At 66.7% G+C, this 19,164-nt stretch carries 20 protein-coding genes; 4 read left to right on the forward strand and 16 right to left on the reverse strand.

Features of this window, described 5'->3' with window-relative positions; translation table 11 throughout:
- Positions 1-5 precede the first annotated feature (5 nt).
- On the forward strand, positions 6-176 hold the full coding sequence (locus tag ACOZ4H_RS05710) for an HVO_0758 family zinc finger protein (RefSeq protein WP_424328386.1): 171 nt from the start codon (positions 6-8) through the stop codon (positions 174-176).
- Here the strand turns inward: ACOZ4H_RS05710 and ACOZ4H_RS05715 are convergent, their stop codons facing one another.
- The 13 genes from ACOZ4H_RS05715 to ACOZ4H_RS05775 all read right to left on the reverse strand — a co-directional run bounded on the left by ACOZ4H_RS05715 (position 177) and on the right by ACOZ4H_RS05775 (position 13,520).
- On the reverse strand, positions 177-1,262 hold the full coding sequence (locus ACOZ4H_RS05715; protein WP_424328387.1) for an aldo/keto reductase: 1,086 nt from the start codon (positions 1,260-1,262) through the stop codon (positions 177-179).
- A gap of 70 nt (positions 1,263-1,332) precedes the next feature.
- Entirely contained in the window at positions 1,333-2,517 is a 1,185-nt protein-coding gene (locus ACOZ4H_RS05720; protein ID WP_424328388.1) for a DHH family phosphoesterase, read from the reverse strand.
- 48 nt (positions 2,518-2,565) lie between these two features.
- Positions 2,566-3,456: an SDR family oxidoreductase gene (locus ACOZ4H_RS05725; RefSeq protein WP_424328389.1), complete on the reverse strand. Its 891-nt coding sequence runs from the start codon at positions 3,454-3,456 to the stop codon at positions 2,566-2,568.
- On the reverse strand, positions 3,453-3,881 hold the full coding sequence (locus tag ACOZ4H_RS05730; RefSeq protein WP_424330343.1) for a DUF5791 family protein: 429 nt from the start codon (positions 3,879-3,881) through the stop codon (positions 3,453-3,455). The genes ACOZ4H_RS05725 and ACOZ4H_RS05730 overlap by 4 nt, the downstream gene beginning before the upstream one ends.
- A gap of 50 nt (positions 3,882-3,931) precedes the next feature.
- Positions 3,932-6,934 (reverse strand): DUF7286 family protein, encoded by a 3,003-nt coding sequence (locus tag ACOZ4H_RS05735; RefSeq protein ID WP_424328390.1) that lies wholly within the window; start codon positions 6,932-6,934, stop codon positions 3,932-3,934.
- Positions 6,922-7,782 carry a DUF7284 family protein gene (locus ACOZ4H_RS05740; protein ID WP_424328391.1) on the reverse strand — a complete coding sequence of 287 codons (861 nt, stop codon included), beginning with the start codon at positions 7,780-7,782 and terminating at the stop codon, positions 6,922-6,924. The genes ACOZ4H_RS05735 and ACOZ4H_RS05740 overlap by 13 nt, the downstream gene beginning before the upstream one ends.
- An 8-nt stretch (positions 7,783-7,790) precedes the next feature.
- The gene (locus tag ACOZ4H_RS05745; RefSeq protein ID WP_424328392.1) at positions 7,791-8,186 is read right to left on the reverse strand and encodes a DUF7285 family protein; all 396 of its coding nucleotides are present in this window, start codon (positions 8,184-8,186) and stop codon (positions 7,791-7,793) included.
- Positions 8,167-8,628: a DUF7283 family protein gene (locus ACOZ4H_RS05750; protein ID WP_424328393.1), complete on the reverse strand. Its 462-nt coding sequence runs from the start codon at positions 8,626-8,628 to the stop codon at positions 8,167-8,169. The genes ACOZ4H_RS05745 and ACOZ4H_RS05750 overlap by 20 nt, the downstream gene beginning before the upstream one ends.
- 33 nt (positions 8,629-8,661) lie before the next feature.
- A complete protein-coding gene (locus ACOZ4H_RS05755; RefSeq protein WP_424328394.1) occupies positions 8,662-10,407 on the reverse strand; it encodes a type II secretion system F family protein in 1,746 nt (581 codons plus the stop codon).
- A complete protein-coding gene (locus ACOZ4H_RS05760) occupies positions 10,404-12,266 on the reverse strand; it encodes an ATPase, T2SS/T4P/T4SS family (RefSeq protein ID WP_424328395.1) in 1,863 nt (620 codons plus the stop codon). The genes ACOZ4H_RS05755 and ACOZ4H_RS05760 overlap by 4 nt, the downstream gene beginning before the upstream one ends.
- Entirely contained in the window at positions 12,259-12,732 is a 474-nt protein-coding gene (locus tag ACOZ4H_RS05765) for a DUF7311 family protein (RefSeq protein WP_424328396.1), read from the reverse strand. The genes ACOZ4H_RS05760 and ACOZ4H_RS05765 overlap by 8 nt, the downstream gene beginning before the upstream one ends.
- Complete coding sequence (locus ACOZ4H_RS05770; RefSeq protein WP_424328397.1) at positions 12,729-13,262, reverse strand: DUF7310 family coiled-coil domain-containing protein; 534 nt, start codon at positions 13,260-13,262, stop codon at positions 12,729-12,731. Before ACOZ4H_RS05770 ends, ACOZ4H_RS05765 begins: the two co-directional genes overlap by 4 nt.
- Positions 13,263-13,349: 87 nt before the next feature.
- On the reverse strand, positions 13,350-13,520 hold the full coding sequence (locus ACOZ4H_RS05775) for a hypothetical protein (RefSeq protein WP_424328398.1): 171 nt from the start codon (positions 13,518-13,520) through the stop codon (positions 13,350-13,352).
- Positions 13,521-13,666: 146 nt separating this feature from the next.
- Here ACOZ4H_RS05775 and ACOZ4H_RS05780 point away from each other — a divergent pair, with 146 nt between their 5' ends.
- From ACOZ4H_RS05780 to rad50, 3 genes are all read left to right on the forward strand, one after another.
- Positions 13,667-14,026, forward strand: a complete 360-nt coding sequence (locus ACOZ4H_RS05780; protein WP_424328399.1) for a hypothetical protein — start codon at positions 13,667-13,669, stop codon at positions 14,024-14,026.
- An 84-nt stretch (positions 14,027-14,110) separates the two neighbouring features.
- Positions 14,111-15,355, forward strand: a complete 1,245-nt coding sequence (gene mre11, locus ACOZ4H_RS05785) for a DNA double-strand break repair protein Mre11 (protein WP_424328400.1) — start codon at positions 14,111-14,113, stop codon at positions 15,353-15,355.
- A 13-nt stretch (positions 15,356-15,368) separates the two neighbouring features.
- Positions 15,369-18,044 (forward strand): DNA double-strand break repair ATPase Rad50, encoded by a 2,676-nt coding sequence (gene rad50 / locus ACOZ4H_RS05790; protein WP_424328401.1) that lies wholly within the window; start codon positions 15,369-15,371, stop codon positions 18,042-18,044.
- 24 nt (positions 18,045-18,068) lie between these two features.
- On the opposite strand, the gene ACOZ4H_RS05795 is transcribed toward rad50, so the two are convergent.
- Genes ACOZ4H_RS05795 through ACOZ4H_RS05805 form a run of 3 tightly spaced genes read right to left on the reverse strand, consistent with a single transcriptional unit; the run spans position 18,069 to position 19,157 of the window.
- The gene (locus tag ACOZ4H_RS05795; protein WP_424328402.1) at positions 18,069-18,491 is read right to left on the reverse strand and encodes a DUF7346 family protein; all 423 of its coding nucleotides are present in this window, start codon (positions 18,489-18,491) and stop codon (positions 18,069-18,071) included.
- Positions 18,492-18,518: 27 nt separating this feature from the next.
- The gene (locus tag ACOZ4H_RS05800) at positions 18,519-18,923 is read right to left on the reverse strand and encodes a DUF7322 domain-containing protein (RefSeq protein ID WP_424328403.1); all 405 of its coding nucleotides are present in this window, start codon (positions 18,921-18,923) and stop codon (positions 18,519-18,521) included.
- 42 nt (positions 18,924-18,965) lie between these two features.
- Positions 18,966-19,157 (reverse strand): DUF7331 family protein, encoded by a 192-nt coding sequence (locus ACOZ4H_RS05805; protein ID WP_004517169.1) that lies wholly within the window; start codon positions 19,155-19,157, stop codon positions 18,966-18,968.
- Positions 19,158-19,164 lie beyond the last annotated feature (7 nt).

Genomic DNA, 19,164 nt, shown 5'->3' on the forward strand with positions numbered 1-19,164 from the left:
CAGGTATGGACTCAGTGAGGAAGGCCCTCCGAGCCGGCGACGTCGAGAAGGACAACTACGGACGGCTCTCCTGTACCAGTTGTGACGAGCCGCTCGCGACGGAGAACGACCCGGACGAGGTCGGGAAAGTACGCGTCTGCCCCGAGTGTGGCAGCGAGTGGAAAGAGCTCAGCTAGCTACTCGAAGACGGCGTCGAACGCGTCAGCACCGAGCGGTTCGTATCGACCCGCATCGACGTTTTCTTGGGCGTGCTCAACCGACCCAGTCCCGACCAGCGAGCAGGTCACCCCCGGCGCGCTGCGTGCGAAGTTGATGGCGCGCTGTGCGCTCGTCTCACCCGAGAGCTTCGCGGCTACGTCTTCCGGGACCGCTGCAGCTAGCTGTCCTTGCATGATGGACGCGCTGGTGAACACGTCCAGCCCGGCCTCGTGAGCGAACCACAGCGCCGACTGCGGCCCCTCCGCGCCGTCGTGGGACTTGACCGTGAACGCGTCGGCCATCGCGACGTTGAACGGCAGTTGAATCGCGCGGAGATGTGTCGCCGCGTTGCCGACCGTCTCTGCCGCGGCGCGTGCGCGCTCGACGACCTCGGGAAGCGAGAGGTAGCTGTCGTGGTCGGCGGCCACGCGGAATGCCTCCCACGTCGCGACGCCGTAGTGCTTGATGTCGCCGGCTGCAGCGCGCTCTTCCAGTTGCTCGAAGGTCGCCTCTAGCTGGTCGTACACCTCCTCACGGGAGTTCGTTTTCAGTTGCGTTTCCGGATTGTGGACGTAGTAGAGATCGATGGTGTCCAGCTCCAGATTCGTAAGCGAGCGGTCGAGCTGGTCGTCGATGTAGTCGGGCGCGATGCAGTGCTGGCCGGCAACGAGGTCGTCGCGGTCGACGATGCCGGTGTCGAGGTACTCCGAACGGACGAACGCGCCGGGGTCCGCCGGACGCTCCCCGTCGAACGGGATGAAGCCGCCCTTCGTCGCAACGGCGATAGCCTCGCGGTCCACCTCGGCGTCCGCGACGGCGTCGCCGACGACCCGCTCGGAGCGCTGGTGACGGTAGTTTATCGCCGTGTCGACGACGTTGATGCCGGATTCCAGCGCCGTGACGATTGCGTCGTGGTAGCTCGCGTCCCGCTCGTCCGTCGGGTCGCCGAGATACGTGCCGATACCGATGCTGGAGACGACGCCGTCGCCGAACCGTCGGTAGAACGTGCGCGCGAACTCGTCGTGGTCGTCCCGGTACGCCCAGGTCGCCTCCCGTGTGGCCATACCGACTGTTGGTCGGGGAGTGACAAAAGGCCAGAGATTCACCGCGTGCGGCGATTGTGTTCCAGCCCTGTTACAGTTCGCCGCTCATGGCATCGAACACCCGTTCACGGAAGTCTTCGCGCGAGACGCCGTCGCTGGGGCCGAGGCCGGCCATGTGTTCGACCGGGACCTTGCCGCCGCCCATCCGAGCGTGGCCGCCGCCCTCAGCCATCGGGATATCGTCGACGACGGCCTCTATCGCCCGGCCGATGTGGACGCGGTCGTCCCGCGAGCGCCCGGCGATGCGCATAGTCCCTTCCTTCTCGCCGACGACGACGACCGCCGAGACGCCTTCCAGCGTCTCCAGTTCGTCCGCGGCCTGCGGAATCGCGTCCGTGTTCGACACCTCACCCACGTCGCTGAACGCGTAGGGCGCTCGCACCTCTCGTTTCCCGATGGCCCGGGATTTCACGTCGAGCACTTCGGCGTCGACCTGGGGGTTCGCGATGCGGTTGAGCAGGTCGCTGTCCATCCCGTCGTAGAGGAACGCGGCGGCCGCGAAGTCCTCGGACTTACAGCCGTTTGTCAGCGAGCGGGTATCCGACTGGATACCGTACATCAGCCCCGTCGCGAGCGCACAGGGGATGGTTTCTGCCGGTGCCGCGTCGACGTCGAGACTCGCGGTTCCCTGCGTGTCGCTGAACTCGAACTCCAACTGATTGAAGTAGCTCGCGAAGATGGTCGCACAGGCCCCGTAATCGGACCGCACGTCGGTGAACGCCTCGCCGGTGCCGTCGCCGGGGTGGTGGTCGATGACTGCGACCGGCTCGATATCCCCGGCACCGGGGAAACCACGTGCAGTATTGTGGTCGACGAGAACGACCGCCTCCGCGTCGATGTCCTCGGCAGTCTCGACGTGACCGAAATCCAGGTCCAAGACCGTCTGAAAGGCCCGGTTCTCGGGGCGGCGTATCTCGCCGGAGTACAGCAGCGACGCCGACGTGTCGGTGCCGGCGACGAGCTGGTTGACGGCCAGCGCGGAGGCCATCGCGTCCGGGTCCGGGTTCGGGTGCATCAACACCGCGATCCGGTCGTAGTCGGTCAGCGTCCGACGCAACCGCTCTGCGGGCGTCCGGCTGAGATACCGACGTAACCAGATGCCGGCACCGAGGAGGGCGAGAAGCGCCACAGCGACACCAGCGACCAACAGGGGGTTCTCGCTAGCGTACGCCGCGGCGGCGTTGACCTGCAGCCCGCCGGCGGCAACGCGTGTCATACCTCGCTGTTCGCCAGCCTATCAGTAATAAAGTTCGCCCCGAAAGCGTCAGTTTTGCCGGTATTCCCGGACGGCGTCGCGGTACCCGTCCCGGAACGTCGGGTACTCGAATTCATAGCCCAGTTCCCGGAGACGGTCGTTCGAACATCGCTTGCTCGTCTGGATGCGGCGCTTCGCCGTCTCCGAGAGGCTATCGTCGGCCAGCCGTTCCTCTGTCGTCTGTTTTGGCGGGAACGAGACGTCGCACTGTTCGGCCAGCCAGTCGGCGAACGCCCACTTCTCGACCGGCTCGTCGTCGACGACCAGGACGATCTCCTCGCGATTATTCTCGGTCAGCAGGTGTCGCACCGCGCCAGCCGCGTCAGCCCGATGGACCATGTTCAGGTAGCCGGCCGTCACCGGTCCCTCCAGATACCGCTCCAGTCGGTAGCGGTCCGGACCGTACAGGCCGGCGAAGCGAGCGACTGCGCCGTGGCCGCCATGTTCAACGGGGCGCTCCCGGGCCACGCGCTCCGCCTCGGCCAGCACTTCGGTCTTCTCTGTCTGTGGGTCCAGCGGCGTTTCCTCGTCAACCCACGCGCCGTCGTGGTCGCCGTAGACGCCGGTGCTGGAGGTGTACACCAGTCGCTCGGGCGGGTCCGCCCGCGACCAGAAGTGGTCGATTGCCGTCCGGAGTCCCTCAACGTACACTTCGCGGGCGGCCTCAGCTCCCCTGCCGCCGGAACTCGCGGCGAAGACGAGCCAGTCGACATCCGGCACCGCCGACAGCGACTCGGGGTCGGTCACGTCGGCCCGGACCGCTTCGAAGCCGGCGTTCTCGATAGCTGCGATGCCGTCGTCGGACCGGCGAACGCCCACGACCTCGTGGCTGCTCCGCAACTGCCGTCCGAGTTCCAAGCCGACGTAGCCACAGCCTAGGATGGCGACGCGTTCCGTCACCGCTTCTCCCCCTCGATGTAGCTGTGCAGGAGGGCGTACTCGGCCAGTGTCACCGGGTATCTGCCCTCGATCTTCTGCTGGATCTCCTTCGGCTCCAGTTCGTCATCGATGCCGGAGGCCAGCGATTCCACGTCCATCACGGCTGTCGTCATCCCCATCAGGAGGATGTCCTGCGCCTCGGCCTGCAACGCGTCGCCATCCGGTCGGTTCGGGTCGGTCGCCAGCACGGCAACCGCCTCCGAAAGCGTCCGGTCGGCGATATCGCCGTCCGCGAACGCTGCTACAGTCGCCTGGTCGAGATCGGTCTCGGCGGCGATTTCCTCGACGCTGACTGTCTCGACTGTCTCGGCCAGCACGGTGCCGTAGGCCGCCAGTAACTCCTCGGGGGACTGCTCGCCCGCGTCCGGAAACTCGCCTCGAAGCATGGGCATCGGTACGGCCCCGGGGTATTTTACTTCGGTTATGCGGTCCGAGTTCAGGTGCCTGCGTCCGGCCACCCGCTCGATTCCTCCACAGCGTTGCCACCCTTGTCACCGACTCCGCGCGGTTTGGGCGGCACCACGACGGCAACGCCAGTATCGGCTCTGAACGAGACCCGGTCCGCGGTACCCAATCGTTCAGCCGTTCCGTCGTCGTCCACGTCGAGCGTGACGTTGTGGCCGTCGCGTGCGTAAGTGGTCCGCGCGCCGGGCTCGCTCGGCGGGCCGTGGCTCGCAGAGACGGCGAACCTGGCGTACTCGCCCTCGACGGTCACCCACCAGATGTTCACCGTCGCGTACCAGGGGGTAGCCGGCGGTGCCAGCGGTAGTCCCGCCGGGAGCCTGTCCGTCCCGAGGCGATTCTTCGCGATCTGTTGGGCCTTCTTTTTGCCGCTGTCGGCCAGCGCGCTGCTCAGCTCGTCCCTCGCGACGGTCCGGACTGCCGAGGCTGTCCCGTTCGTCGAGTGCAGTGTCGGTCTGGTCGCTGGCGTGTCGACCGAGAGCAGCGTCAGGCGGAGCCGGTCGCGTTCGATTCGCGTGAGGTTCAGCCGGTTCCCGGCGACGCGGGCGACTCGTCCTTGGGCAGAACCGTTCGTCAGCGCCTGCGCCCTGGCTTCCGGTGTCTCCCACGCCGATATCCCCTCGGTTACGATGACCTTGCTCGCTTCCGCTTCGGCGTCGGTCTGACGGTGGATTGACTGCCGGAGTTGGGTCGTCATCTCCCCGTTTGCCGCCCGTACCTCTCGCTGGAGAGCGTCGCGTTCCGCGGCGAGCGTCGAGCTTGACTCGGTTTCGAGGGTCTCGTTCGCGGCCGCGAGTGTGTTCGCCGCCGTTGCGAGGCGTACTCTGTCGCCGCCTTCGAACGCACCGTCAACGACGGCATCGGCGGCGTCACCGTATGGGGCCGTAAACACGTTCGTGTTCCGCGCCACCAGCGGGTGTTCGCGCCCGTCGAGAGCGCGATATCGGCTCTCATCTAGTTCGGCGAGCGTCAGATACGGGGTCTGCGTATCGATCCGCGTTCTGACGGGGCCGGCCGGACTGACTGGCACCGGGCGTGACCGCGGGACGGCCGTCTCGCGGGCGGTTAACCCTTTGCGGAGGTCACGCAGTGACCCTTCGGTGCGCTCCGTTAGCTGCGCGTCGATTCGCTCCCGGTTGCCGTCCCGTGCCGAGGCCTGCTCCTCCAACTCCGCCGACACTGCATTCAGATAGGTCAGCCGGGCCGCCACGCGTGCCTTCTGGGCCGTGCTGTCGTAGGTGTCCGGCACGGCTGCGAGGCGGGCACGGCGCTGTGCGACCCGCTCTCGGAGTACCCGCGGTGGATTCGTCTCGAAGGTTCCGACGCGTCCGCGCTCGACGGTGACCGTCGTGTTGCGGACCGCCGTTCGAAGGCCCATCAGGTCCCGATACGCCCAGTCGTGCAGTTCTGGCGGTTGGTCGGCCGTTACTGTCGCCTCCGTCCGGCCCAGGCTGTCGTCGACGACCCGCTCGGCGGTTTCGTCTCGCCCCCCAGCGTGGTCGACAAGCGTGTCCATCGCTTTCGGCTTCACGTCGGCGAGGTTCGACCCGTTCAGCGGACTTGCGCTGGCGTCGTGTGCGGTCCGGATTGTGCGGTTCGGTGCCGGCGAACGGCCGTGGTGACGGCCGACGACGGCGACGGTTACGCGATAGCGCGCGGTGCTCGACGCGGTGGTGCGTCGGCGGTCCGCACCGTTCTGCCAGACGGCGGTCCGCGTGTACTGGCGCTCGACGGTCCGGCTGAACGTCTCGACCGCGTGCCAGCCGTCCGGCGTCGCAACACTTCCGCTGGCGTTCCCGACCGTCTCCACAGAGGTGGGCATCCGGTCGGCGACCAGCGTCCACTCGGGGCCCGGTGAGGGCGGCTTGCCCGGCGGTCCCCCGCCCAGCCGGTGCTCGTCGGCTTCCAGGGCTACCTCGACGGTGTACGCGTGTTCAAGAGTCTCGTTGAGCGTCGACGGTTCGGTGACGGACCGGAACGCGGTGTCGGCCGTCCCGTTGACACCGACGGTCATCGAGTCCTCCGGGCTCGGACTGGCTGTGGATTTCAGACGTGGCGGCGTCTCGCTGACCGGTTTGTACTGGGCTTGATCGAGCACTGCACTCGAGTACGCTGTCCCCTGGCTACCCCGCACTAGGTCCTCGATCCCCGTCATCGCTGTCGCCTCTGTCAGGGCACGGCGACCGGCCGGGTCGCTCCGGCCGAAGGTCGACCGCTGGACGCCGAGCAGTGCACCGTTCGTCGCCAGCGAGACGTGCCGATTCGCGACGACGTTCTCGATGCCTGCACCGCCGTATTGTGCGTATCCCCTCGTCCACGCCATCGGGTACAGCCGGGCCGTCATCCGCCGGCTCAGCCCCGGCCTGTCCAGGCCGTTATTCAGCCGCGTCTGGTAGGTCGACACCTGATCGTGAAGCATGAGCGCCTGCGCCGGGACGACGACGGTCGGCGAAACCTGCCGCGTCGAGACCACCACACCGTTGCGCCGAACCGTCAGCACGATATTCTCGACCGTCGCTCGCAGTGCAGTCTCGTTCGGTCCGGCGCGTTCCACCGAGACGCGGTGTTTCGCCGCCCGGAGATCACTCGCGTTCGTGACCGCTGGCAGCCTCGCGGTCACCGTCACGTCACCGCTCCGGGTAGATACCGCCTCTAGACGATCCGCGATCCGGAGGTAGGCACGGATTCTGAGCGAGTCGCGGAACGCCGTCGAGTCGTTCAGGACCTGACCGGGGGGTGTGTCGGCCGGCGTGACGACCGGATTCGCCGCTGCCTGCCGACCGGCTGTCGAAACCCCGTCCCGCATGGCGACCTGTGTCTCCGCTGTCGCCTGATTCAGCGCCTGCTCGACCGCCGTCTCGCTCGGGGCCGGCTCGCTGACGAACGTCGGGGCCAGCGTGAGGCTGCTCACCAGCAAGAGGACGCCGAGCAACGCGAACGGAACCCGGCCGCGGGTATCGTCTCTCACGGCGACCACGTCCGGACCGTCACGCGAACACGGCTCGTTCGGACGGCGCGAGCGGCGTCTGCTGGCGAGTTGTACTGCGACCGCATGTCGGTCCGAAGCCGGGCGGCGAGCGCCGCGGTCAGGTCGCGGTTCATTTCTGTCGTCGATTGCCGCTCAACGGCAACGCTCGCCCCCGTCAAGTCGGCCGTGCGCTCGTACCGTGCCGTCATCAGCACGTCCGAGGGGTAGTCGCCGCGGAGGGCGTACCGCGACTGCGCCGGCGGGAACAGCCCGTCGATGACGCTCCGGGCCACGACCGTCGCCGTGCCGTCGTAGCCGTTTATTCTCGCCGCTTCACGGGCTGGCTCCGAGACGTTCTCCATCCCGCTCGGGACCGTCACCGTTGCCGCCCGAACGTCAACGGTATCGGGCGGCCGGTCGCCGACGCGGTACTCGCCTTTGACTGGCGCACCGGGATACGGCGACCAGGTGACACGGACAGACGTTTTGTGTCCCCGGCTGTGGAGCCTGTCACGCGTCGTCGACCTGACTTTCGATTCGAAGTCCGTGCCGGCGGCCGACAGCCGCTTTCCGTCGACGATGACGCCACTCATCGCCGCTTCGCCGAGCAGTTCCGCGACGGTCCCGTGACTCGTTCGCTGTCGCCGCGTGGCGTGGTCCGGTGGCTTGCGGCGATCTGACGCTGGGACGACCAGGTCGTACTCGACGCTCGCGGTACTCGTCGCTAGCGTCGACGCTTGCTCGGCTGCAGGATTTGTCATCGCCGCCGGCTTATCGACACCGATGCCGCCCACGATTGTTCCCGCGGCCACTCCAACGAGTAGGAGGAAAACCGTCACGTCGGCGACGGTGCTCATTGCTCGGGTCATCGCCACACCCGCGTGGTGAGCGTTCCACGCCGGACCGTCCCTGGTCTGACTCGCACGCTCACGGTTCTGGTTTCGGTGTCGGCGCTGTTCGGTGGCTTCCGGCCGCGACTCCATCGCTCGCCGGTCGTCGCCGTGATAGTCGCGTTCCCGTGATAGTTCGCCGGAACCGTATCGAGCGCGTTGTGGAGTCTTTCGGGCTGAACGACGCCCGCTGACGAGAGCCGCTGTTCCACAGCATCGGCGGTCGGCGTGGCGATGTTGCGGTCGTCGTCCAGCGTGCCGAACGCATCGTTCAGCACGCCGGCATACAGCGCCAGGCCGAGCGTGACGGCGAAGACAGCGACGAGCGCGGCAAGCGGCTCCGTCGTCGCCTTATCCGACAATGGTGACATCGAGCCCTCCCCAGGCGACGTGCCTGACTGTCAGTCGGTCGGGGGCCGGTCGCCACCTGTTGTCCGCGGCCCGAGCCTGACGGGTATCTCGACGGAACGCGCCTGCTGAGTCGTACACCGCCTTTGGCCGCTCCCCATTCACTACAGCCTGTAGCCGGTCAGTCTGTGCGGGAACAGCCGCTCGAACCAACCGCGCGGTGGCTGTCCCACCATCGTTGCGAAGGCGGATTGCGCGGCCGTCGAGCGCCCACTCTTCGGCGATGAGTCGTCGGTGTGCAATAGACCCGGACGGGCTGGTGGTGACCTCATCGATAGTCGCCGCTGCCTCCGTCGCGTCCGGCGGTGCGGTCGTCGGCAGGCCGACGACGACTCCCAGGACGGCCACGCTCACTGTTCCCAGACCGACCCAGAGGTACAGCGTGTCGACGTGCGTCTCGAACATGTACTGGTCTGGCTGCGTTCTCCGATTTAAACACTAGACCAGCAACTCGGTAGCGACCACGGCGACGAGGAAGGTGGCCGTGGCTGACAGGAGCGCCAGGCCGGCGCGGTAACCCACGAGTGCGCGGTCGAGTCCGCGGTGAAGCCCTGTCGACAGCGCCGTCAACAGGACAGCCAGGACGAGGACGTACCAGCCGACGACCGGCCCCAGCAGCGCGTCGGAAACAGTGCTGAACTGCTCACCGCCGCCCATCGACCCGGCCAGCGCGACGGTCGCGCCGCCGACCAGCGGGCCGAACAGCGCGGCGGTGTTCGACAGTGTCTCGGTTATCTGCGAAAGGTCGCGGCGCGTCTCGCGCTCGATGGCCCGGAGCGCGTCCAGATGCTCACCCATCGTCGTCACCGGCTCGCCCGCCGGTGGCCCGATCGTCGCGGCCGTGTCCAGTAGCATTGCGACCCGACGGGTACGGTGGCTCGGAACGTCAGCGAGCGCGCCGCCGGGACCCAGAAACGCCCCCTCGACGCTGGTCCCGAGGCGTTCCTGGCGCTCGACGGCGGCTTCGATGACGCCGCTGGTGGGTTCGGGAGCCTCGTCGACAGCCTCGACAAGCGCTGCTTCGACCGACTGGCCGCGGTCCAGACGCCGACCGGCGGCAGACAGCGCGTCGGGGAGGCCCGATTCGATGTCGGTGACGTGGTCGCGGACCTCGGCGACGGGTCGGTAGTTGATGGCGAGCGCGCTCCCGACGCCCGCTCCGAGCGCACCGACAGGGGAGGCCCATTCAGCGACGATGACACCAGCGAGCAGCCACCCCCCGATTCCGGCGACAACACCGATCAGGACCGAGTACAGCGGTGTATCCGGGACGTTCGGGTGGCTCCGAGGGACCGTCGCCGGCGGGAACGCGACTGGTCGGCGGCCCAGCAGCCAGCAACAGGCGATCAACAACGCGGCGGGCAAGACGACGCCGTAAGTTCCGATCAACACGGACGCTGTCACTGGCACGCCTGCGGCAGCGGCGGCAGGCAACAGCGACGCCATCGCCAACGGCAGGAGGACGCCGAACGCGTACACCCCGGTCACCGGGCCGCGGAGCGAGGCCGCAAAGGCCGCCATCTCGTCACGCGTCCCGTCGAGGATGCATCGCCGTGCGCGTTCCAGGACTTCGGGCCGCTCCTCGGCCGGAGCAGCCGTCGCGTTTTCGACCAGTCCGACTGCGCGTTCAAGCGCCGGGAACCGGCCGTTCCAGGCAACTGCGAACGTTTCCAGGCCGCTCCGCGGTGTACCCGCGGCTCGCCGGCGTTGCTGGTCCAGGCGTGCGGCGAGCAACCCGTTCCCGGCCCGTCCGGCGAACGCGGCCGCTCGCTCGGCGCTGGGCCACAGCGTCGCACCGAGCACCAGCGTCGTGACGAGTGACGGCGCCGCTCCCAACGTTCGGATGCGTTTCGCCTCTGCGGCGAAGGGGATGCCGTATCGTCCCAGCGCCGCGACGCTCAGGGACAGGACGACGAATCCGAGGCCGACGGTCGTCGCCAGCTGTCCGCGCACCACCAAGACGGCGACCGTCGCGAGCAGGGAGCCATACAGCGCGATGCCGTAACTGGCTGTCAGTACTGTCTCTGCCGGGGCCAGGATCGAGAGTAGTCGGCACGCCCGGCGGTAGTCGTCGGGCACCTCGACAGTGCCTGGGTAGGCTGTTGCGAGCACGGTTGCGAAAGTCGTGGCTGGTGCCGCGCTGGCGTCAGCAGGGTCGTCGTCTGAACCGCTGGCGTGGCTCACGGCTGGACCTCGTCTGTGGGCGCCTCGCTCCCTCGCGTCTGGACAGCTAACGATTCTTCGAACTGTTCGGCTCGCGCCTCGATAGTCTCGAGTACCTCGGCGTAGGACTCGCCCGGTGCGGCAAGCGACTCCACTAGACGGCTGCTGCCCCGCTCCAGGCGACCGGTAGCCGCCGCTGTCGACCCGTCTCGCTCGTAGAGCAACTCGAAGGAAACGTCGTCGCCGTGGGAGACGATTTCTGCGATGGAGGCGATGCCACGGCCATGCTCTGACGTGGGCGAGGCCAGCGTCACCACGAGGTCCGTCGTGGCGAACGACTGGACGGTGATTTCGAGGTCCGACACCAGCCGTTCCCGAACCGCTTCGGGGCCGTTGCCGTGAATCGTGCCGAGCACGGCACCGTCGCCGCCACCGACGCGCATCGCCTCGTAGAGGACGCCGGCCTCCTCGCCGCGGACCTCTCCGACGGCGAGCGCGCCTTCGCCGAGTCGGAGTGCTGTTCGAAGGGCCTCGGTAGCGTCGACCGACGGTCCCTCTCCGCGGGCGGTCCGAAGCGCCTGCACGTCCCGGCTGTCGTCCCGGAGCGACGACGCGGGGAGTTCCGGCGTGTCCTCGATGAGGACAGTTCGAACCTCGCGGGGGATCTCCCAGAGCAGCGCACCCAGTGTCGTCGTCTTGCCCGCGCCGCGGGGGCCAGCAATGAGGCAGGCCCCGCCCCGCTCCGTGGCGACGGAGAGCAGTCCGGCGACGGCGGCTGGCATCGTCCCGTTGTCGACGAAGTCTGTCAGCCGCCACACATCGCTGTCGTGGGCGCGGAACGCGAAGGCGAGGCCATCACTGACTGGCTCGTTCACCCCAGCGACGCGTATCTGCCGGTCGGCTACCGTCGCCGTCGCATCCAGCGTCGGGTTTGCTCGCGAGAAGGCGCGGCCACTCGACCGTCTGAACGTCGATGCCAGCGCGTTCGCCCCCGATGGTGTCATGCGAACGTTGGTCCGCATGGTCTCGCCGTCGCAGTGAACCCGGAGCCGCGTGTCACTGACAGGGGCTGTCGCGAACACGTCGGACACTCGCTCGTCGGCGAAGACGTCTTCGAGAACGCCGAGGCCGCCAGTGTGTTTCTCCAGCACGGCCCCGACGGCTGTTGCGGTCGTGCTGTCGTCGGCCGCCGCATCGGCCGCGTCATAGGCGTGACAGCCACCGTCGACGGCGGCGTTCGCCATCCGCTCGTACGCCGCGACGAGCGACTCCATCATTGCCGCGTCGAACCGCTGTTCGCGGGGCTCGATGTGGTACACCGGCAGGTGGTCGCCGGGCCTGTCGTATCGTCGAACGAGGGCCTCTGTCCGGAGCGTTCGCTGGTCCCGAAGCGCTGCGTCCGCTGGTGGCGCTACTCCGACGCGGGCATCACTGATCGTCGGCCCGGTGTAGGCGGTCACCGCCTGCTCGCTAGTGTCGAATCCTTCGGTAGCGACTGCGAGCCCGGTCTCCGCCGCCAGGTCGGCGACCGGCCCCGCCCGCCCGACTGCCTCCGTCGCAGCGGCGACGGGGTCACGGCGGGCACATTCAGCGAGTCGCTCGTCAAGCGAGGCGACCCTGGTCGCGAATCGGCCGGCAGCAATGAGTACCGCCGCGGCCCTACCGACGTACACCCGTTCCTGTCCTGCCTGTTCTGTAACGATAGTCTCGACACCGGTCGAGGAGAGCGAATCGACGACTGTTGCCCGGCAGTCAGCCGACGCGGCGAGGTCGCCCCCGCCCGGGCAGTCCTCTGCGGTCACCACCAGCCGCTCACCCTCGATGGCCGTCTCACAGCGACAGTCCGCCGCTGTCGATGACCCGAAGAGCCACTCACGCATGGCCACCCCTCGCCACGGCATCGGACTTAAATCGATGGACCGTCAGCACTCGCCGGCCGTCCGACCGCGTCAGCACGAACACGAGTCGATGTGTGCCGGGTTCATTGAGCCGGTCGGTCGACGCTGTCGTTCGGAGCGGAATATCGACCAGTTGCTCGGTCTGCTTTTGAGATGCGACTTGCCACGTTGCGAGGCCGACACCGGCCTGCGCGCTGAACCCGAGGTGGTCCACACCGGCGCTTGTGTACGTCTGCGCGGGCAGCCGTATCTCTACCACGCGCTGTGCGTCGCCGTCCAGCGTGGCCGCATTAGTCTCGACCAGCGTCGCCAGTTCGGCCGCCAGTTCGCCCATCTGGCGCTCCATCGCACTGTTAGCCGCGTCCGCCCGAGCCGTCGACAATGCCGGGGCCGTCGCGCCAAACAGTGCGGTCATAATCGCGACGGCGATGACCAGCCGGTATATCACAGTAGCGCACGGATGCGCCCGAACACGCCTGTGTCTGTGGTCTCGCTCTCGTCGTTGTCCGGGCCACCGCCGTCGGTGATGGCGGAGAAATCGGTCTGCGCCTCGGCCGCGAGGCTGGTCGTGGCGCTGGGGTCTGTGTGGTTGCCGCCATCCGGCGGGCCTGGACGTCCCTGTGCCGTCTCCGTCCGCCGCTGGTCGGCTCCCCCTGCTGGTGGGTCAGATGCCGACGGCGACGACAACTCCTCGTTGAGGCGCACCTCAAGTCGGTCGGTCGCTGCCAGCGCCGCGTCGGCACGCTGTTCGACCTCGTCGTTGACCGAGCGGACGTTCCCAACGTACCCGCGGAGGGCCTGCGTGGCCGCTTCGAGTTCTGCCGTCCGCTCGTCGATATCGTCGACGCGCTGTTCGACAGTTTCCACGCGCTTTTCCAACCCCGCGAGTTCGGTCACCTCCGGGAACTCCATCGTTCCGTCCGTGACCGCGCGTTCGACCGTGCGTAGCCGTTCAGCCAGCGTCTCGATATCCGTCATGCCCGGCTCTGGTCCCGTGCTGGTATTTGAACGCTCGGACCGGGGCCGGGGCTACATCCGGTCACCGTTCGTTACGGCTCGCCCGCCTCAGCCACCCATGCCGAGGATGAACATCGCGAGGACAATGGAAATAAGTAGAGTTGCCAGAATCAGCAGTGCGACGACTGTAGCCGACGAAATCGAACGGTCGTCCGCGAGGAATTTGTTGCGAAGCACGGTGTGAGGGACGTCCAGTGATGGGTTCTTGTCTGATGGCATCGACGCTGGGCCGTTAGTTCTACCAACCGTGTCATATCACTAAACTGTGCTCTTTTCTATCCCATCTGGAGGGACTATCTCGTAGTGCTACCGGTCGAAGTAGAGCCACTGAACGTTTATACCGGATGCCGGGACCACCTCATTCTATGCCCAATAGCGACCAAGTGAAGGCGGCACTCACGGCGCTCGCTGACGGTGAGGACGACAGCGACGAGGGCGGATCGACCCAACTGGCCGACCGGGACGATACCGTCGCGGGCCGGATGCCCACCGACGGGATGGATGACGACGCCGGCTACTGGACAGTCATCGAACGAGCAGTTCGGGCGACCAACGACTTGGGCGAAGCAGTCGCCTTCGTCGAGGCGTTTGGCGTCGGGCGACTCGAAGCGGCTGTCGACCAGGCCGAACACGAAGTGAGTGGGCTGGCCGACGAGGGGCGGGCGGCTTTGCGAGCGTTCCAGCAGTATCGGGATGCCGCGGCGGGGACTGACGCTGAAGCGTAGCCACCGGGCCGACCGCACTGCCGTCGACCACTTTCACTCCGGTCACGATACCTCTTTAGGTGGCGCTGGCTTACGGGTGGGCAAATGACACGGGTGATACACACCGGCGATACCCATGTCGGGTATCAGCAGTACAACGTCCCCGACCGACGGGACGACTTCCTCGATGCGTTCCGACAGGTGGTCCGGGACGCCATCGCGGACGACGCCGACGCCGTCGTTCACGCCGGTGACCTCTTTCACGACCGCCGCCCGGCGCTTGCGGACATCATGGGTACGCTCAGCGTTCTGGAAGAACTCTCTGAGGCCGGCATCCCGTTTCTTGCCATCGTGGGAAACCACGAAGCAAAGCGGGACGCCCAGTGGCTCGACCTGTACGAATCGCTGGGCCTGGCGACGCGGCTCGACGACGAGCCGACCGTCATCGGTGACACCGCTTTCTACGGCCTCGATTTCGTGCCCCGGTCACAGCGCGACGACCTCGACTACGACTTCGCCCCGCACGACGCCGACAGCGCCGCGCTGGTCACCCACGGTCTGTTCCAGCCCTTCGATTACGGTGACTGGGACGCCGCGGAGATACTCACCGAGTCGTCTGTCGCGTTCGACGCAATGTTGCTCGGCGACAACCACGACCCCGGCAAACAGCAGGTCGAGGACGCCTGGGTCACCTACTGCGGGTCGACCGAGCGGGCGAGTGCGAGCGAACGCGAGGACCGCGGCTACAACATCGTCACCTTCGACGACGAGGTCCGTATCACCCGCCGCGGTCTCGACACCCGCGAGTTCGTCTTCGTCGACGTGGACCTCGGGCCCGAGGAGGGCGTCGAGCGCGTCCGGAGCCGCGTCGGCCAGCACGACCTGGAGGACGCCGTCGTCATCGTCTCCATCAGCGGCGACGGCGACCCGGTCACGCCGGCCAGCGTCGAGTCCTTCGCACTGGACCGGGGAGCGCTCGTCGCTCGGGTCACCGACCACCGTGAAATCACGGCTGAAGAGCAAGAAACGGAGATCAGCTTCGCCGACCCCGACGACGCCGTCACCGAGCGCGTTCGAGACCTCGGGCTGAGCGAGGCCGCTCACGACATCGACGAGACGATTCGTGCCTCGAAGGTCGCCGACGCGAACGTCAAAGACGAGGTCGAACGGCACGTGCGCGAGCTGCTGTCCGAGGATGCGCTCGCGGCCGACGCTGATGGCCCTCCGAGCGCAGACGACACGGAAGCGACTGCGAACATAGATACGGACGAAACTGACAGCGGAGCAGCGGTGAACGAGGCCGACGGCACAGACGACGACGGCCAGGCGAGCGTCGAGGAGTTCCTGTAATGGAGGGCCAACGATGAAATTTCAACGCGTCAAACTATCTAATTTCAAGTGCTACGACGATGCCGACCTGCGACTGGACAGCGGCGTGACTGTCATCCACGGGCTCAACGGAAGCGGGAAGTCATCCCTGTTAGAGGCCTGCTTCTTCGCTCTGTACGGCTCGAAAGCGCTGGATGAGAATCTCGGCGACGTGGTCACCATCGGGGCCGACGACTGCACCGTCGAACTGTGGTTCTCTCACGCCGGCGGCGACTACCACCTCACGCGCCGGGTCCGCGCGACCGGGGCGCAACCGACGACGGCGAAGTGCGTCCTGGAGACACCTGAAGGAAACTACGAAGGGGCCCGCGACGTACGCCGGCGCATTACCGAACTCCTGCGGATGGACAGCGAGGCGTTCGTCAACTGCGCCTACGTCCGCCAGGGCGAGGTGAACAAGCTCATCAACGCCTCCCCCGGCGATCGCCAGGACATGCTCGACGACCTCCTGCAACTGGGGAAACTGGAGGAGTACCGCGAGCGGGCCAGCGACGCCCGCGTCGGCGTGGGTCGCGTTCGCGACGACAAACAGGGAGCGCTCTCACAACTCGACGAGCAGATTCAGGAGAAAGAGGCGAAGGACCTCCACGAGCGCCTGAACGGCCTCGAAACGAAGGAGTCCAATCTGCAGGAGGAAATCGAGCATATCGAGGACCAGAAGGCTACCGCCGAGGAGACGCTCACGCAGGCCGAGTCCGTCCTCGAAGAGTACGAGGAGAAACGCGAGGAACTGTCGGCGCTGGAAGCCGACATCGAGGAACTGGAGACGACGATTACCGAGACGGAGACGGAACGAACCGAGCTCAAAGAGCAGATCAGCGACCTGCAGGACCGCCGGGAGTCGCTGCGGGAAGACCTCTCGGAGACGGCCGCCGAAACCGACCTCGACAGTTCAGAGCCGGACCCGGACACCGTCGACGCACGGCTGGAGGAACTACAGTCCCGCGACGACGACCTCCAGAGCCGAATCGAGGACCAGCGCGTGGACGCGAAAGAACACAGCAGCACCGCCGACGCGCTAGCTGACAGCGCCGAAGACCTCGAATCCCGAGCCGAGGACAAGCGCGAGGAGGCCGACGAACTGGAAGCCAACCTCGAAGCGGCGCGGGAGACCATCGCCCAGCGTCGGGAGCAGATCAGCGACATCGACGACCAGATCGCCGACCTCGAAGCCAGATTCGAGGACGCGCCGACCGACCGCGAGGGGGCACAGTCGTACAAGGAATCCGTCGCCAGTGACCTCGAAGAGGCCCGGAAGCGGGTGACCGAACTGGAGACGAAACTGGAGACCGAGCGCGAGTCGCTCGCGGAGGCCGAGGCGCTGCTGGAGGAAGGCAAATGTCCCGAGTGCGGCCAGGACGTGAGCGAGTCGCCACACGTCGACTCCATCGAGGACGACCGCGAGCGGATCGCCGAGCTGGAGGAGACACTCGCGGACGCCCGCGAGAACGTTTCGGAACTCGAATCGAAACACGAAACCGCGACGGAACTGGTCGGGGTCGCCGACGAGTTATCGACGTTAGAGAACAACCGTTCGAACATCGTCCAGCTCGTCGAAGAGAAGGCGGACGGGCTGGACGCGGACCAGGAGCGCATCGAAACGCTCCGTGAGGAAGCAACAGAACACGAGTCCGAGGCCGAGACGAAACGCGAGAAGGCGGCCGAGGCCCGCGAACAGGCCGAGGACTGCCGTTCGGTCGTCGCCGAATGCAACCAGGAGCGCCAGCAGGTCAAGCAGTCAATTGAGCGCCTAGAGCGGGTCGAAGACCTGCTTGCGAAGATCGACGACTGCGACGACGACATCGAGCGTCTGCGGGAGAAGCGCAGTCAGCAGGCCGAACTGAACGACCAGCGCCGCGAACAGCTAGCGGAGAAGCGCGAGCGCAAGCAGAACCTCGCGGAGTCGTTCGACGAGGAGCGAATCGACGAAGCCCGCAATGAGAAGCAGCGCGCGAAAAAGTACATCGACCAGGCCAAGGAGGCGCTGGCGGAGAAACGCGAAAAGCGCGACGAACTGCAAAACGCCATTGGCGGCGTCACGAACGAGATCGAGGAACTGGAGTCGCTGCGGGACCGGCGCGAGGACCTGGAAGCGACCCTCGAACAGCTCGATACGCTGTACGACGAGACCGAGGAGCTACAGGAGATGTACGGCACGCTCCGGGCGGAACTGCGCCAGCGCAACGTCGAGACGCTCGAACGGATGCTCAACCAGACGTTCGATCTGGTGTACCAGAACGACTCGTACTCCCACATCGAACTCGACGGGCAGTACCAGCTCACGGTGTATCAGAAAGACGGCGAGCCGCTGGAGCCCGAACAGCTATCCGGCGGCGAGCGGGCGCTGTTCAACCTCAGCCTGCGGTGTGCCATCTACCGGTTGCTCGCGGAGGGTATCGAAGGCGCAGCGCCGATGCCCCCGCTCATCCTCGACGAGCCGACGGTGTTCCTGGATTCGGGCCACGTCACGCAACTGCTCGACCTCGTCGAGTACATGCGCGACGAGGTCGGCGTCGAGCAGATTCTGGTGGTCAGCCACGACGAAGAACTGGTCGGCGCGGCCGACGACCTCGTCCGTGTGGAAAAGGACGCCACGACCAACCGCTCGCGGGTCGAGCAGGTCGAAGCGACGGTCGCAGAACTGGCCTGAAACAGTCGCAGCGTTGACCCGGCCTCAGTCGCGGAGGTGAGCCAGTCCATCACGGGCTGTTTCCGTCGTGTCGTAGCCCCGCTGGCCGTGGATCTGTGCCTCGGTAAGCAGGCCGGCGGCGCGGAACTCGGCCAGCAGGCCATGCAGGTCGCTCTCACAGAGGTCGTACGCAGAGAGCAGTTCCGCCACAGAGAGCGGCCCGCGCTCGTCGAGTTCGACGAGGAGACCCAGCGCGCGGTCGTCGTGGGTCGCTGTAATGACTTGGCGGGCGGCGTCGGGAACGGCCTCGGCGGCCGTGGCTAAGGGCGATTCGCCATCGACGGGTTCGAGATCAGCGTTCGGGACGTGGCGCTGCTCGCCGGTTTCGGGGTCCCGGACCAGACTCGACTCGGTGGACTCCTTTAGCAGTAAGTACCGCGTGCCGTCGTCGTCCCGCACAGTACGCATATGGCCGTTCGTAGCCGACCGGGCCGGTTAGCCGTTGTGGTCGCCTGACTCCGCGCCGTCAGGCTGGGTATCTGTTGTCTCGGCTGTTTCGCCCCCGTCGTCGTCCGATTTGCGCTCCCGCTCGAACTTCACGTACCGAAACGTTCCGTAGCCGAAGGCGATGACACCGACGAGGAAGATCCGTATCCCGAGGTCGACCTGCCCCTCGAAGTAGGCCAGCATCGGTCCGAGTGAGAGGGCCAGCAGCGCGACGTTGAACACGATGACGAGCCTGACGAACAGCCCCGTGGCCTCGCCGTTGTAATCGCCGTCCGACGGCGAGGGTACGTCCGGGCCGAGGCTCTCCGGATCGAACTCTGAGGGCTCGTGCTCGCTCTTTTCGGAGAGAACCCCCGGGCTCTGGTTGGGGTCGTCCTCGCCGGGGATATCCATCACAGGCGCATTACGTCGTCCGGCAAATAAAAGGACTCTGTGTCAGGCGATCTCCTGTAAGGTGAGTGCCGTATCGGTCTGCAGCCACGCGAGGGGGTTCTCCGCGTCGTAGAACACTGTCCCCTCCTCGGTCTCGTAGGTCTCGGTCGTCTGGATGGCGTCCGGGAGCGCCGGCTCCGACCGCAGTTCTTCGGACCTATCCGCCTCGCCGTGGGGGGATGCGTGGTGCGACATTAGCCGT

The sequence above is a fragment of the Haloarcula amylolytica genome (genome assembly GCF_049705545.1).
Classification (GTDB): Archaea; Halobacteriota; Halobacteria; order Halobacteriales; family Haloarculaceae; genus Haloarcula; species Haloarcula amylolytica_B.